The organism is Pseudoflavitalea sp. G-6-1-2 (assembly GCF_012927185.1).
In the GTDB taxonomy this organism is placed as follows: Bacteria; Bacteroidota; Bacteroidia; order Chitinophagales; family Chitinophagaceae; genus Pseudobacter.
Map to the genome: position 1 here is coordinate 1,414,770 of NZ_JABBGB010000002.1, position 14,421 is coordinate 1,429,190.

Annotated in this window: 17 protein-coding genes; 8 read left to right on the plus strand and 9 right to left on the minus strand. The window is 46.9% G+C overall.

Annotation, left to right across the window (positions count from 1 at the left end; genetic code table 11):
* Positions 1-85: 85 nt before the first annotated feature.
* Together HHL16_RS15310 and HHL16_RS15315 are read right to left on the minus strand one after the other, a co-directional pair.
* Entirely contained in the window at positions 86-1,162 is a 1,077-nt protein-coding gene (locus HHL16_RS15310) for a DUF2891 domain-containing protein (RefSeq protein WP_169426052.1), read from the minus strand.
* A 30-nt stretch (positions 1,163-1,192) separates the two neighbouring features.
* The gene (locus HHL16_RS15315) at positions 1,193-1,516 is read right to left on the minus strand and encodes a DUF6686 family protein (protein WP_169426053.1); all 324 of its coding nucleotides are present in this window, start codon (positions 1,514-1,516) and stop codon (positions 1,193-1,195) included.
* A gap of 361 nt (positions 1,517-1,877) precedes the next feature.
* Between HHL16_RS15315 and HHL16_RS15320 the strand changes: the two genes are divergently transcribed.
* The gene (locus HHL16_RS15320) at positions 1,878-2,678 is read left to right on the plus strand and encodes a hypothetical protein (protein WP_169426054.1); all 801 of its coding nucleotides are present in this window, start codon (positions 1,878-1,880) and stop codon (positions 2,676-2,678) included.
* 115 nt (positions 2,679-2,793) lie between these two features.
* Here the strand turns inward: HHL16_RS15320 and HHL16_RS15325 are convergent, their stop codons facing one another.
* The 3 genes from HHL16_RS15325 to HHL16_RS15335 form a co-directional block, all read right to left on the minus strand.
* On the minus strand, positions 2,794-3,750 hold the full coding sequence (locus HHL16_RS15325; RefSeq protein WP_169426055.1) for a T9SS type A sorting domain-containing protein: 957 nt from the start codon (positions 3,748-3,750) through the stop codon (positions 2,794-2,796).
* A gap of 40 nt (positions 3,751-3,790) precedes the next feature.
* Positions 3,791-4,477 (minus strand): hypothetical protein, encoded by a 687-nt coding sequence (locus HHL16_RS15330; protein WP_169426056.1) that lies wholly within the window; start codon positions 4,475-4,477, stop codon positions 3,791-3,793.
* Positions 4,478-4,841: 364 nt separating this feature from the next.
* Entirely contained in the window at positions 4,842-5,690 is an 849-nt protein-coding gene (locus HHL16_RS15335) for an NAD(P)-binding domain-containing protein (protein WP_169426057.1), read from the minus strand.
* 76 nt (positions 5,691-5,766) lie between these two features.
* Between HHL16_RS15335 and HHL16_RS15340 the strand changes: the two genes are divergently transcribed.
* Positions 5,767-6,129 carry a hypothetical protein gene (locus HHL16_RS15340; RefSeq protein ID WP_169426058.1) on the plus strand — a complete coding sequence of 121 codons (363 nt, stop codon included), beginning with the start codon at positions 5,767-5,769 and terminating at the stop codon, positions 6,127-6,129.
* Here HHL16_RS15340 and HHL16_RS15345 read toward each other — a convergent pair whose 3' ends face one another.
* Positions 6,130-6,567, minus strand: a complete 438-nt coding sequence (locus HHL16_RS15345) for a DUF2147 domain-containing protein (protein ID WP_169426059.1) — start codon at positions 6,565-6,567, stop codon at positions 6,130-6,132.
* A 364-nt stretch (positions 6,568-6,931) separates the two neighbouring features.
* On the opposite strand from HHL16_RS15345, the gene HHL16_RS15350 reads away from it, so the two are divergent.
* The 4 genes from HHL16_RS15350 (at position 6,932) to HHL16_RS15365 (ending at position 9,732) form a co-directional block, all read left to right on the plus strand.
* Entirely contained in the window at positions 6,932-7,135 is a 204-nt protein-coding gene (locus HHL16_RS15350; RefSeq protein WP_169426060.1) for a hypothetical protein, read from the plus strand.
* A gap of 37 nt (positions 7,136-7,172) precedes the next feature.
* The gene (locus tag HHL16_RS15355) at positions 7,173-7,466 is read left to right on the plus strand and encodes a hypothetical protein (protein ID WP_169426061.1); all 294 of its coding nucleotides are present in this window, start codon (positions 7,173-7,175) and stop codon (positions 7,464-7,466) included.
* Between the two features lie 180 nt (positions 7,467-7,646).
* On the plus strand, positions 7,647-8,216 hold the full coding sequence (locus HHL16_RS15360) for an NfeD family protein (RefSeq protein ID WP_169426062.1): 570 nt from the start codon (positions 7,647-7,649) through the stop codon (positions 8,214-8,216).
* Between the two features lie 25 nt (positions 8,217-8,241).
* On the plus strand, positions 8,242-9,732 hold the full coding sequence (locus tag HHL16_RS15365) for a flotillin family protein (protein WP_240966184.1): 1,491 nt from the start codon (positions 8,242-8,244) through the stop codon (positions 9,730-9,732).
* Positions 9,733-9,807: 75 nt separating this feature from the next.
* Here the strand turns inward: HHL16_RS15365 and HHL16_RS15370 are convergent, their stop codons facing one another.
* The 3 genes from HHL16_RS15370 to HHL16_RS15380 all read right to left on the minus strand — a co-directional run bounded on the left by HHL16_RS15370 (position 9,808) and on the right by HHL16_RS15380 (position 12,317).
* Positions 9,808-10,398 carry a c-type cytochrome gene (locus tag HHL16_RS15370; RefSeq protein ID WP_169426064.1) on the minus strand — a complete coding sequence of 197 codons (591 nt, stop codon included), beginning with the start codon at positions 10,396-10,398 and terminating at the stop codon, positions 9,808-9,810.
* Between the two features lie 121 nt (positions 10,399-10,519).
* Complete coding sequence (locus tag HHL16_RS15375) at positions 10,520-11,623, minus strand: AAA family ATPase (protein WP_169426065.1); 1,104 nt, start codon at positions 11,621-11,623, stop codon at positions 10,520-10,522.
* Entirely contained in the window at positions 11,607-12,317 is a 711-nt protein-coding gene (locus HHL16_RS15380; protein ID WP_169426066.1) for an RNA ligase family protein, read from the minus strand. The genes HHL16_RS15375 and HHL16_RS15380 overlap by 17 nt, the downstream gene beginning before the upstream one ends.
* 208 nt (positions 12,318-12,525) lie before the next feature.
* Here HHL16_RS15380 and HHL16_RS15385 point away from each other — a divergent pair, with 208 nt between their 5' ends.
* Positions 12,526-13,524 (plus strand): WG repeat-containing protein, encoded by a 999-nt coding sequence (locus HHL16_RS15385; protein ID WP_169426067.1) that lies wholly within the window; start codon positions 12,526-12,528, stop codon positions 13,522-13,524.
* A gap of 106 nt (positions 13,525-13,630) precedes the next feature.
* Positions 13,631-14,347, plus strand: coding sequence for a 2OG-Fe(II) oxygenase (locus tag HHL16_RS15390; protein WP_169426068.1), 717 nt, complete (start codon positions 13,631-13,633; stop codon positions 14,345-14,347).
* Positions 14,348-14,421: the final 74 nt, after the last annotated feature.

Genomic DNA, 14,421 nt, shown 5'->3' on the forward strand with positions numbered 1-14,421 from the left:
TGTTCACCAATGGACAAACAATCGTGTGTGCATGAAAAAAGCGGCCACTGGTGCCGCTTTTCAATTATCTGTAAAGGATGTTGAATTATCTGTTCTCGAATATGGCGTATACCGCAAATGACGCGAGCCAGTGGTCGCCGCCGTAATTTCCGGATGTTACATGCGGCAATGTTCTTTCGAGAAACGCATTGGCAGTTTGCTGAAAACGTTTCTTCAGCGGATCAGTGGCCGGCAGTACCGATGCAATGCCTTTCATGCACCAGGCACGGCTGAGATGCAGTCCATCGAGGTGAACGATCAGAAAATCGGTGCGGTCGCTTACCTGCGGCACTTTGGTGATATTGTCGAGCCCTTCTTTGGTGTAGAAGTTTTTGAACCAGGCAAGAAATTCTGCTTTGGGCAATACCCTGCGCATCAGGTCTGCTATTTCGAGACTGGGCGATAAGAAATCAGTTCCATCGGGTTCGAGATAAGCAGGTGTATGTTTATTGGAGAGATAATAATCTTTGCTGCGCTGTTTGATGAGGGCCGCAAACTCAGGCTGGTTGAGGGCATTGGCCCAGTCGAGCGCGAACACCAGTCCGAATGCAGTGTTCGGATGCACGCCTGTACGATTGGGATAGGTTTGTTTGGGAAGATATGCCATCCACAGTTCTTTTATCTTCTGTGTGAGCGGCTGCATGCTGGCATACCATTTTTTGCCGAGCGGATCGTTCCAGGTATAAAGTTCTTCATCGAGTTTGAGCAGCCATGCCCATCCGTAGGTGCGTTCGTAAAACTGAGATGTTTTGAATTTGGAGAAGTAATCCGCTTCTTCTTTCATCTTCTCCAGCTGAAAACTGTTTTCGAGAATGGCGATGATCTTCTCCCTGTCTGGCATATCGGGAAAGGTCTTCAGCAGTTTCACCAGCATCCAGTGCCCGTGTACGGAAGAATGCCAGTCGAAGCAACCATAGAATACAGGATGCAACTGATGCGGAAGCAATACATGGTCTGTGGCCGAGTCGGAAGTATGGCTGGTCTTATTGGGCCATTCCTGTCCGATGCAATGGATGGGAAGGCTGGCCAGTTTAGCGGCCACTTCTTTACTGAACAATTGTTTTCCTGATTGGGCATGAAGTTGCTGAGTCAGCAGCAACAGGAGCAGTAATTTCAGTTTCATCCGGTAAAAATAAGCAACGGTGGCAGTCTGTCAATAATAAAAAAGACTGGTCATCTGGGCTGCTTTCATTTCCGTATCGGCGCCGTCGAGCAGGTAATGCAATTGACGGAGAGCAGATTTATCGAAAAGCATTTCCATTCCCTGATTGAAAGTGGGCACATTAACGGGCGCTTCAATTTCCTTGTTCAGCACTCTGCTGTAAAGATTGGCTACTACTTCTATGAAGAGCGTGAAAGTAAAAGTGTCGAACATGAAAGCGGCATTCCTGTATCTCACCTGATAAGTATTGCAGTCTACGCATTGCAATACATACACATCTTCCTCCGACTTGTACCACATTCTGAAATTGCACATAGCTTTTTATTTTAAAGGTGGTACAGAACCGGGAGGTGGATGTTCCTATTGCAGGAAAAACGGTTTTCGCATTCGGGAAATTGCAGGGGGGCAGATTGGCTAACAAGTTCCCAATCAGGCAACTATCAGTGGCTGAAAAACAGCGCGGAAAAGAAATTACCAAATATCAATTGCCGGAAAAATTCTGCGAAACGATCAATTTTGTATACGAACGAAGCAAAAAAATATGCCAACCGAACAATATAGAAACAATGGATGCCGTGAACGAAAAATCGGTTACAATATTGCGTTAGTACATCCGGCTTAACTACCTGAAAACGACTACCTTGCTGTTGCATCTTTAATAATCAAACCCCTGTAAATGAAAAGTACATCCCTATGGATGCTTGCTACGGCAGCAGCATTGATCGCATCTTGTTCCAAAAGTGATTCAACACCAAAACCAGACACTTCAAGAGAAGACCTGAAAGTAAATCTCACCGGCAAATGGACCGTTCCCACTTCAGTACTTGAGCAACTGATCCCTACTACGGCTTCAACCGGTACGGATGAAGCACCTGCATCATCCACCACCACCTTTGTAGAGTTCTTTGCAGACAGTACCTACGTAGTGGCGTATACCAACTATCCAATCGCATATGGAAAATACGTTACCGTATCCGGTGACTCCATCAATATAGATGGATTCGGTTTCGCAGGCGGCATCCGGTTCAATGGCAACAAGATCGATTTCCGTTTAACTGAAGAAGATAGCAAAAGAACAGTTCCCGTAACTACTACCAAAGAGCCGGTATTGGCCACTGATGAACGCACCGGCAATATCAATCAGAAATGGTATATACTGAAAGAAGAGAACTGGCAGGAAAGTTATCCTGAAACAGCGGATAGCATAAACGTTCGTTTCAGCAATTATGGAACAATGGTTATGGAAGGATATAAAGATAAAGGACTGGCAATGTTACAGGTCAACAACTGGAAATGGCATGCTACGGAAAGTGGAAAGTTCCAGATCTACAATCAGAGAGATCTGAATGCACCTCCTGCTGTAATGACCGTTAGAGAACTCAGCAAAACTTCACTGAAAATATCTCAGTGGTACGAGTGGGATAACACTCATCCGGGAGATGATGAAATGAAACTGAATATGCGACCTGCAAAATAAAAAGCAGTACCATCCTAAACAAAAGGCCCGTCTGATCGACGGGCCTTTTGTTTAAAAAAGAGAATCCCCGGAACAATACCGGGGATTCCCTTAAACTAAAACAGTATACATATGATTATAACTGAACCTTGCGTGCGAATTTCTGGCCATCCACCATATAGTGAATAATGTAAGTGCCAGATGCCACTCCCGTTATCTCCACCTGTTGCTGCTGAACGCCGCGGTTCATCAGCAGTCGGCCATTCATATCGTATACCTGCACCGAAGTTGGTACAGTTCCGTTGAAGTACAGCAGCGTGCTGGTTCCTTTACGGATGATATTCACGCTATTGGCTTCTCCACCATTACGCACGCCCAGGAGGCGGGTATAGGTACGGAGGCCACTGGCTTCGTTGGCTACGATGCGGTAGTAACGCTGCGTGAAATTCAGATCGCGATGCTGATAACTGAAATCGTGCAGCATCGGAATGGCTGGTACCCTGCCGGCATTGCTCCAGTTTCTTCCGTCATTGCTGTATTCGACATCGAAACCGGTGAGGCCATCGATATCGCCCATTGCCCAGTTAAGCTGAACATGCTGAGCCTCGCGGGTAGCAGTAAAACGAGTGAACGTTACCGGTAGTACAGCACCACTGACGATAGCAGTGAGCTGATTGTAGATGCTGCCACCAGTAGCAGGATAGGAAACGAAGTTTCCGTTGACCGTGCTGTTGTTGGTGGTAGTCCACGTACCATTTGAATTGTAGGCAATCTGCAAAGACGCTTTGGGATTGCCATTGAGCTCAGCATCGTCGAACACAATACCGGCATCACCGGTGAATGTGATGGGATTGCTGAACCTGTACACACGCGTAATGCTCTTTGTGCCGCCTGGGCCTGTAATAAAAGCACCGTCGTGCGTAAGATTGGTATTGCTGATATTGGTGTTGGCGTTGGGAATCAGAACAAGACTGTCCACAAAGAATGTAGTGCCATTCGCGATGAACAATGTTTGACCCGATCCTACTCCAAGCTGGGAAAATCCCTGCAGGCCTGTTAATGCACTGCATAAACAAAGTAATAGGTATCGCATTGTCAGAATTTTAAATGAATGAATAAAATTTCCAACAAGCTTAGTCTACTCTTTGAATGTTGAGGGCTGCACCCTGTGCATTATTCATCAGCACGGCAACACCAAGCAGACCAAACAGCTCCAGAGAGATGGTTGATCCTGCAGCAAGTGTTACGATGGCTTCCGCCTGATACGTGCTCACAGACAATAAGGGATTGAATGTAAGCGGAATGCTTGGTGTGCCATTGATTGTAATACGGCTGCTCATCAGCAAGGCAGCAGTAGTGTTCACAATGTAGGAAATACGATAGCGGCCGGCTTTTGATACAGTGAACACATCACTGGTTGCATTCGCTGTGATATCGGCCCCCAGGCTTTTGTAGTCTGGAAGCTCCACCTTGGTCCCACCAAGTAATACAGCAACAACAGCTCCGGTTGTACTGGAGGCAAAGCCTGCACCGGAACCTGTAAGATCATCACCGGTAGCCAGGCGAACCCAGGCACCGGCAAGACGAAGCCAGTAGCCGGCATTTGCACCGGTCTGGTACACCAGCAGGCCATCTGCCGGCGTTGTAATAGCCAACCTCTGCCCACTCGTCATGCGAGGCGGCAATACACCTTTGGTGGTGGAGGTAACATCCAGTATAGCACTGGGATCAGGTGAAGTAGTTCCGATACCCACCTGGGCATTCAGATTGAGCACTGTTACTGCGAACAATGCCACGAGGATGCATAGTTGTTTTTTCATAGCAAATATCAATGGTTAAAAAAAACGACGTCAGTAGTTGTGTAAGAACTAACTGCTCAGGCATACGTGACATTTGCTACTTGTCAGATTGAACTCGTCTGGTGGGGGGAACTATTGAACGGCTGGAGAATTATCGCATGATGGTTGCCGTATCAACAGATATTAACGCGGCAAATATAAAGGGTATATTCGAATAACAATCGAAAATTATACTTCGGTCCTGCGATTCAGTTTGTTTTTGGAGATCATGAAAACTTGCGAAGGATCAGTGTTCCATCAAACGGACTCGTTGAAGAAACACTGATCTTATGCGGGTATGATTATTAGAATGATATTAGAAAACGCGGAGTGATCGATGTGGTGATCAGAGATTGTCCGACGCAATCACAGACCAATCTTTATGTGCAAATCCTTTCGCCAGCCATTTATCCATTTCATCAGCAATGGCAGGTATCACGGTGAGTGTTCTGTTGCCGCGCGCTGCTTCTTCTATCATCAGCCTCGCATCTTTGCGCGCCATCTGCAATTCCCATGAAGGATTATCGTAGTCGGCAGCCAGCAGTCGGTTAAGCCTCGCAGGCGCCATCGCACCGGGATTCCATTCTTTGAACAGATCCGTAATGCCCGATGATGCAATGCCCATCGATTTGGCTGTGGCCAGCATATCGGAGAAACCTCCGGTGAGTGTGAGCAGGAACATATTGCCCAGCAGTTTGATGCCTGCAGCCTGACCTGTTTTGTCGCCCAGATTCAGCACTTTGCCCGTCATAGGTTCAATCATCGGAAGCACATTGGCTGCAATGGAGGGAGAGCCTGAGATCAGCATCACGCCACTGCTTTCGAGTGCATTGGCCGGACCCATAAACACGGGTACATGCACGTAAGTAATATTTTTTGCAGCCCAGCTTTGTGTACGGTTAACGGCGCCTTCCACCGATGTAGTGGTATGATCGATGATCACTGCACCTGCCTCCAATGCCGGTGCAGCCTGCGCCAGCACTGCATCTACAATGGCATCATCCGACAAAGTGATATGAATGCGTTTTACGCCACGCACTGCATCTTCGATATTTTCAAATGCTTTGGCGCCATCTGCTTCCAGCGCTTTCGCTTTTTCAAATGTGCGGTTCCACACCTGCACTTTCTCTCCGCGCTTCAGCAATGCTTTTGTAAAATTGGAACCCAATAGTCCCATTCCTATAAATGCGATCATGATCTAAATGGTTTGTGTCAAATGTAGGAAGAATTGACGGAGTGTATTTTGCCTAACTTTAATGCAAACAGAAAACATGAAAAAGAAACTTTGGTTTGCCGATCCACAGGATCACGATTATCCCGCTGCAAAAGATTATCTGGAACTGTTGTATCCTGTAAAGATTGCGGAAGAGCTGGTTAAGCAGCTGCAACAGCAACCCACTATCGAAAAGAAGGCCAAGGATATTCTGCGTGCAAGCGGACTGCCATTGCTTCCGAAAGATAATATCCATGTAAAACAGAATATTGCAAAAGTGAAAGCAGGTGGTAAACTGTCGCCGGTGCTGCTTGTGCGCGACACCAGACTGGTGGTTGCCGACGGCTATCATCGGCTTTGCTCCATTTACTATCTTTCCGAAGATCTCACCATTCCATGCAGACTTGCAGGAAGAGATTGATTATTTGGTAGCCCGCGTCCACACTGAAGTACGGCCGAACATCGGAAGCCCCACGTATCCTCTGATGTTGAGCATATTTCCATTCAGCGTCATTTTGCAGCTGTAGGTTTTGCCACTCTTGGGATCGTAGATCTTTCCATCCACGTAAGTGCCATCGTCGTACACGAAATTGGTGAGCAGAATCAGGTCTTTGAGTGGACGTGAGCGTTGGGATTCATCCGTATTCTTTACATCCTTGCGGGAGGTTTTGCCATCGGCTTCATACATCTTATCGGCCCAAACCAGTTTGCCGAAAAACTTGCTGCCCTGTTTGTACACTTCGATCTTTCCATCTTTTTCTTCACTGAGCCATTGACCGAGTATCTGATCGCCCTGCTGGCTGAATGCAGCCGCAGCAGTGAAAAACGAAAGCACGGTCAGAAGGAGAAACTGTTTCATATTCGGATTATTTGATGTTGTAAGTTAGCGAATGATGACGGTCTGATTCATCGGTATTTTTGATGGCCCGATCGACAGGTTCTATCTGCACACTACTTCATAATATGGTATTTCATACGCTTGATATACACAGAATTGATGCCTCGCATAAACATCTGCTCAACGTTTAAGGTAAGCTGTTACCGGAAACACTCCCCATCCTGTATTAAGCTTTTGCATTAAACCCTACAGCTATTTTTTAGCTATATAGTGGTTAGGATTATTTACGAATTAAAAAGAAATTTAATTGGTAAACCGCATTATTCACATAAACTATATGGAAATGAAATGCGTTAATCAATTTACTCCTGTGACAACTGAAGAAATGTCTGTCATTAATGGAGGCGGAACTGTTATACTGTTTCCCGGACTCGACGGCACAAGCTCAAGCACTGTCAACTACACTGGCTACATGGCCGCTGTAGGTGCAGCCTATGCAGCAATGTCTGCAGGTCATGCAACATTCATGGCCGTGAACGGAACCGGTATGGCAGCATTCCTTGCCGGACTGAGATTCCCTACTAATTAATCACACCCGCTTTATTCACCACAATTAAACTATTCATATGCTCACTTCAACTCAATTTCTCGAACTGACGGAGAATGAAATCTTACTTACCAATGGTGGTGCTGTTGGCGATATCCTCGGACTGAATGGTCTGGGTACAGGCCTCGGCGCTGGTCTCGCTGCACTTGGCGGCGGTCTCGGTGTTGGCCTTGCAGGCCTCGGAACCGGACTCGGCGGTGGACTGCTGAACCTGGGCACAGGTCTTACGTTGGTAGGTGCTGGTCTCGGTATTGGTTTGGCCAATATCGGTATCGGCTTCAATCACTTCTTCAGTGGTATCAAACCAATTTAATTGATCAAAAGATTGATAAGCAAGACGCTTCCAATTCGGAAGCGTCTTTTTTTATTCTTTCACTGAAACTTTTCAGCTTCAGACACTACTAACAGTTAAACGCAGTGCTGTTTTCAGAAGATATGCCGAAAATCGCTATCTTCCGGCCCAGCCCGATCGTAAACCCCTAATACCTTGCAAATGGAAATATTGCAAAGCCTCCCTCCCATGCTGAAACTGTTCTGGCTGGTAGCGATTCCCGTTAGTATCATTTTTCTCATCCAGACAGTTATGACGTTCGCCGGTGCCGATGGCCACGACGGACTGAATGCAGACTTCGACAGTACCGGCAGCCATGATACCGATACGCCATTCGAACTCTTCTCTCTGCGTAACCTCATCAATTTTCTGCTTGGCTTCAGCTGGGCCGGCATTTCGCTGTACAGCAGCATTCAAAGTCCCACCTGGCTGGTAATTGCTGCGCTGGCCGTTGGTGTGCTGTTTGTATATGTTTTCTTTCTGGTGATCCGGCAGATTCAGAAACTCGCCGAGGACAACAGTTTCAACATAACGCAAACGCTCAATGCAACTGCAGAAGTGTACCTCACCATTCCCGGCAACATGAGCGGCAAAGGCAAAGTGATGGTAAGCGTGAAAGGCTCTACCCGTGAGCTCGAAGCCATGACCGCCAGCGACAAGATCGCTTCCGGCTCTGTTGTGCGGATAGTGAAAATTGAAAATGGAAATATCCTTATCGTAGAAAAAATTTAAGCACCCCTATATGTTATCCCCAATTATGATTATCGTAGTTGCATCCATTGTATTGTTTGTAACTATCATGGCATTGATATCGCGCTACAAGCGATGTCCGAGCGACAAAATATTAGTGATCTATGGCCGTACCGGCGGCAGTTCCGCAAAATGTATCCATGGTGGCGGCGCCTTCATCTGGCCCGTGATCCAGGATTATGCATTTCTCGATCTGAAGCCGTTGAGCATCGAAGCCAATCTCACCAATGCACTGAGCCGTCAGAATATCCGTGTGGATGTTCCCTGCCGGTTCACCATCGCCATCTCTACCGAAGCAGACAATATGAACACTGCGGCGGAAAGATTGCTGGGCCTCAATCCTGAGCAGATCCAGGAACTGGCGAAAGACATCCTCTTCGGACAACTGCGTCTGGTAATCGCTACCATGACCATCGAAGAGATCAACTCCGACCGCGACAAATTCCTGGAGAACATTTCCAAGAACGTAGACAGTGAGCTGAAGAAGATCGGCCTCAAACTCATCAACGTAAACGTAACCGATATCAAAGACGAATCCGGTTACATCGCTGCACTCGGTAAAGAAGCGGCAGCCAAAGCCATCAACGAAGCCAAGATCAGCGTAGCGGAGCAGGAGAAGATCGGTGAAACCGGTAAAGCGCTTGCAGATCGGGAGAAAGATACTCAGATCGCGGAAACGCACAGAGACAGGGATGTAAAGATCGCCATCACACAAAAGGACAAAGAGATCAGCATCGCCACTGCCGTAAAAGACGAAACTATCGGTAAGGCAGAAGCGCAGCGCGATACCCGCGTTAAGACAGCAGAAGCCAACGCCATCGCCATCCAGGGTGAGAACGAAGCAAAGATCTCTATCGCCAATTCAGAAGCATTGCGCAGAGAGAAGGAAGCCGAAGCGCTTCGCATTGCCATCTCTGCCGAGAAAGTGCAGCAGGCGAAAGCGATGGAAGCCTCTTACATTGCAGAACAAAAAGCAGAAGATGCGCGTGCCAACAGAGAGCGCGCCACACAGGTTGCCAACATTGTAGTACAGGCAGAGATTGCGAAGCAACGCGCCATCATCGAAGCACAGGCTGCGGCTGAAACCATTCGTGAAAATGCGAAAGGTGAAGCAGATGCCATCTTCGCAAAGATGCAGGCCGAAGCAAATGGTCTCTACGAAATTCTTACCAAACAGGCTGAAGGTTACAAGCAGGTAGTATCTGCAGCCGGTGGCGATGCCAATAAAGCTTTCCAGTTATTGCTGATAGAAAAACTGCCTGAGCTGGTTCGCACACAGGTTGAAGCTGTGAAGAATATCAAGATCGACAAGATCACTGTCTGGGATTCCGGCAGCGGAAACGGAGAGAACGGAACTTCCACTTCCAACTTTGTATCCGGCATGATGAAAACCGTACCACCATTGAACGATCTGTTCAATATGGCCGGCCTCAATCTTCCCAATTATCTCAAAGGCGAAGATCCGCAGCAGCCTGCGGTAACGGAAACCAAAGAGTAACGATGCATCATCCACATAATAAAATCGGCCCAGGTATTACACCGGGGCCGATTTTTATTTCAGATCGATACATATCTACTTTGGTTGATTGAGTACCGGTTGCGGCACCACATTCTTCACCGCTTTCACCGACATCAGATAAGCAAACATCGCCTTGATATCGTGATCGGATAATTTCGACAGGTTCTGCCATGGCATGGGTGGCATGATAGGACGCGCACCATCCAATCCCTTCGACTTTCCTTCGCGCATCGCTTTTACGAATTGTTCTTCCTTCCATCCTCCGATACCAGTTGAATCGCTGGTTATATTCGATGCATAGGTTATTCCCCATGGGCCTGCAGTTGCTGTAAGATCGGGTCCCATCAGCACCCAGCCTTTATTCAGTGCTGCTGGTTCAACAGGAGGCAGCTGTCCTTTTTCCGGGAAGCCCGACAAACGTAATTCCGGAATGAGTTCAGGACCTTTCGGTCCCATCCGTTTGGGAGAATGACAATCGTCGCAACCGATCACCGATACCAGATACTCCCCTCTTCTGATGAGACTATCCTTGCTGATGGCAGTTGTTGCAGCCGCTGTTTCTTCTGTTTGTGCTGAATTACAGCCGATGGCAATACCTGATATTACAGCTGCCAGAAGCAAACAAAAAAGAACTGATTTGCGCATGTAGTTAGGGTTTAAATTGAATAACAACTGCGAATAAAGAACATTATCTGCTTTTATGCAACTGCAATTGTTTCAATCGCTGAAACTGCTGCATGAATCGCAGAAAACCCATACGGTAGCGTTACACGATATAAGTAACCCGGTGCGCTTCGGTGAGTGCCGGTACTTCCAGCTTATTGGCCAGTTTATCGATCACGTTAGCCGGCACCACTGCTTCTCTCGATTTGTTCTGCATCATCAGCTGCGCAAAAGGAACTTCCAGATAAACTACATGCACTGCAGCTTTATAGGCCATGAACAATTCGATCAGCTGCGAACGCATTTGCCTGGTAGTGTTGGTGGCATTCCATACAAATGATTGCCTGCTGCGCAACAGCTCTTTTGCTTTTTCCTTTGCATGCTGAATCACTTTTCCATTACCGGTTTTATCGTCTGGTGCAATACGCATCTGCGTGCGGATATCATCCAGCGAAACAAGCGGAAGGTGTTTCAAGTGTTTCCGGATATAAGTGTCTTTGCCTGCTCCGGGGAGGCCGCTCATCATCACTACCTCCATTACAGGTTCATCGAAGGGCACGTAATCGGGATACTGTTCCTCCGAGTGCAGGTAATGCATGCGTGCATCATCAGAAGCAAAACTTCGCATGGCACCCCAGCATCCGTTCTCTTTGCAGAACTCTTCGAAGCAATCGATCCTGTACAGCATATCACCGGCATCAGCTGCCGTTCTTCCTTTCATGTCTGCGCGCGCCAGCAGTGCCAGCCAGCTGGTATTCACTTCCATGCTGGTTTGTATGGCCAGCTTCAGCGGATCTGGCCTTTCGAGCAACCAGAGCGGAAGGCTATGATGCTGTACCAGCGCCACTATCTGTTCGCGGATATGGAAAGGCGTTGGAGTATCCTTATATAAAATTCTTCTGCTTGTTTGTGCACCCTTTCTTGCGTGCCCGCGCGAACTGATCCTTCCATCGGGCTCAAACACAGTGGTGCTGCGCTTTTCTACATCGTGCAGTAAAGCGGCGGCCCAGAGAACTTCCTGCTCCTGTGGCGACATAGCCAGATAAGCAGGCTCCTGCTGCAAAGCATCCAATACCATTTGAGTATGGATGGCAACATTTCCTTCGGCATGGAACACAGGATCCTGCGGTGTTTCGCGCATGTCTGCTATCCATGGAAAATGCTTTTCGAGATGCTCCCATTGTTTGTTGTTACTGATGGTCCACATATACACCTCCTTCTTGTATTAATCCGGCACGTTGCCAGTTGCGGGTCCAGTGCTGGTCTGTTTTTACGTGCCCCTTTCTTACGTATTTGAATACATTCTCTGCAAAATCATCTGTACTGTACGAGTCTGCATTGCGCGCCACCAGCCCTTCCATGGTGGCGATTGTTCCATCCAGTGCGTTTACCGGATCATAAGCTCCCGCGCCTGCAACTATATCCAGCACACCTGCTTCAAACGCAGACCTGTTCTGCGGTGTGGCTATGATACTGATTTCAGGAACAGTAGGCAGATCCAGTGTGGCTGCATAGAATTTAGTTTCTTCCCAGCTCAGCCATCGACCATTATCTCTGATGGCAAACACATGAAAATGATGCGTGAGTTTTCTGTAACGCAGCGAATGAATGGCGTACAGATTCTCCAGAAATATTTCGAGTGTTCCAAGATCATTTTTAATGCTCTGCCAGTACTGTCGTATGGTGGCCGTCCACGGACTCACTGTCGGTGCCGCATGCGACCTGGCAAACACGCCGTATTTTGAAAGGCAGTTATTTTCTCCATCCAGCTTTTCAGTGAATACAATGCGGGGGATCGCCTGTATCACATTCCAGTAATCGTGCTGTATGCGATCGTCGCTGGTGGTGCCGGGTGAAAAAGGAAAATGCCAGGTGCGGCCATATTTTTGTGAAATAGCCATGTTGTGTAATTTTTAATCAGCAATAGAATACCTGTCGCAGCAGCGCTGCGATCGTAGAATGGTTAATATGCCTGATCAATTACATGGCTCAATGTTTGCAGAATTTACAAGTGGATGCAAAGATAGGTAATAACTGTAAAACGGGAAATTCCGTACCTTCCTTTCAGATCACGTACCATTAATGAAATAGCAGACCCAGGAATAACATATGAAAACTATAATCGTAATACTGCTCCTGTGCATGAATTCCATCTCCAACGCACAATACCTGATCCCCTACAATCAGAATGGACAATTCGGACTTTGCAATACAGAAGGCGAATTGAAACTGACCCCGCAATACCAGTCTGTTGGTTTTTTCAATAAAGAGCTCAATGGCTACCTGATAGAAAAAGAATCGCGCTACGGACTGCTCGATAAAGACCTCAAACCCGTTATCCCCGCCATTTCAATAGCGCCACTGGCCAGTTCGGGTGAATGGCTGGTAGTATTTGTTTCAGAAAACGAGTTTCATTACTATTCAAAAACAACCTTTCAGCTCGTTAATAAAAAGACGATTGGCAATCAGAATAACAGCGGCCCCGTAATGCCTTACGACCCCAATATGGCCAACAGCCCTAACTTCGGCTGGTCGAGGGAACAGGTGATGCTATTGTTCATGGAAAAGCATGGAAACAAATCAAAAGAATATCATGTAGTGGACGCTACCGGTTATTTTCAGATCAATGAAGTGGAGGAAAACGGGAAAGGAAAACCTATCGGATTATTCCTTGCCAGAACAAAATCTTTTATGCTGAACAACGCTGACAGTGTAAGATACATTTCCGCTACCTGGGTTCCTGCAAAACAAACCTATTACGTTATTGCAAAAACTGGCCCGGAGCAATATGTGACTGATGCGAACAAAGCAATCGTTTTCCCGCGCAAGCAGTATTCCAGATTGTACATTATGCCTGAATACATCGGTTTCACTGCAGACAGCATCGATAACAAGAAAACAGCCAATTACTATATCATCAATTCAGGTAAAGTGATCGAGAATAAATTTTCAGATTTCCGGCACACACGCACACTCACCATCGACAACAGGCGGTTCGATATTTTTTCTGTTACCATCAATAACTATTATCAGCATAAGAGCCAGCGGGTACTTATTGGCGAAAATGGCAAACCATATTTCAGCGTAGATTTTGAATACAACAATTAAGGCTGACAGCCATTGGCGTTGAATTTTTTCTGTTCGTACAAAGCCGCAAGAATCGGGTTCTTCAGCAGCAATGCAGCCGGTAATTTTATCCGCAATATTTACAACAATGACGGATAATATCGAAAACAGGCTGGCTGCTCAGAACTGGCAGGCCATTACCACCGAACTCCACAACAAAGGTTTTACCATTGTAAAAAACGTACTGACTCCCAAAGAGTGCGAATCGCTGATCGCAGATTACAACGCAGACAATACCTACCGCAAAACCATCACCATGGAGCGTTACCGTTTTGGACTCGGAGAGTACAAGTATTTCCGGTATCCATTACCCGAAATCATCACTCAACTGAGAGAAACCGTATACGCCCAAATTGCTCCCGTTGCCAATCAGTGGATGCACGAACTGAATCTGGAAACTAATTTTCCGTCTACACACAAAGAAATGAAGGCCCTCTGCCATAGTAACGGGCAGGATAAACCAACTGTCCTCATTCTGAAATATGGGCCAGGTGGATTCAACACACTGCATCAGGATCTGTATGGACAGGTATTCTTCCCCATGCAAATGGTATTCATGCTCGATCAGGTGGATGAAGATTATACCGGCGGAGAATTCGTGATCACCGAACAGATACCCAGAGCACAATCGAAAGCAAACGTACTAAAACCCAACAGGGGTGATATGATCATCTTCACTACCAACTTCCGGCCGGCAAAAGGAAGCAAAGGCTATTACAGAGTGAATATGAAACATGGCGTAAGTCCATTGCACAGCGGCTACAGACATAGCCTCGGCATTATCTTTCATGATGGATTAAGTTGAATATTGCACCAATCATAAAAGCAAAAGGACATCTGCTGAAACCAACCATCAGCAGACATCCTTTTTGCAATTGA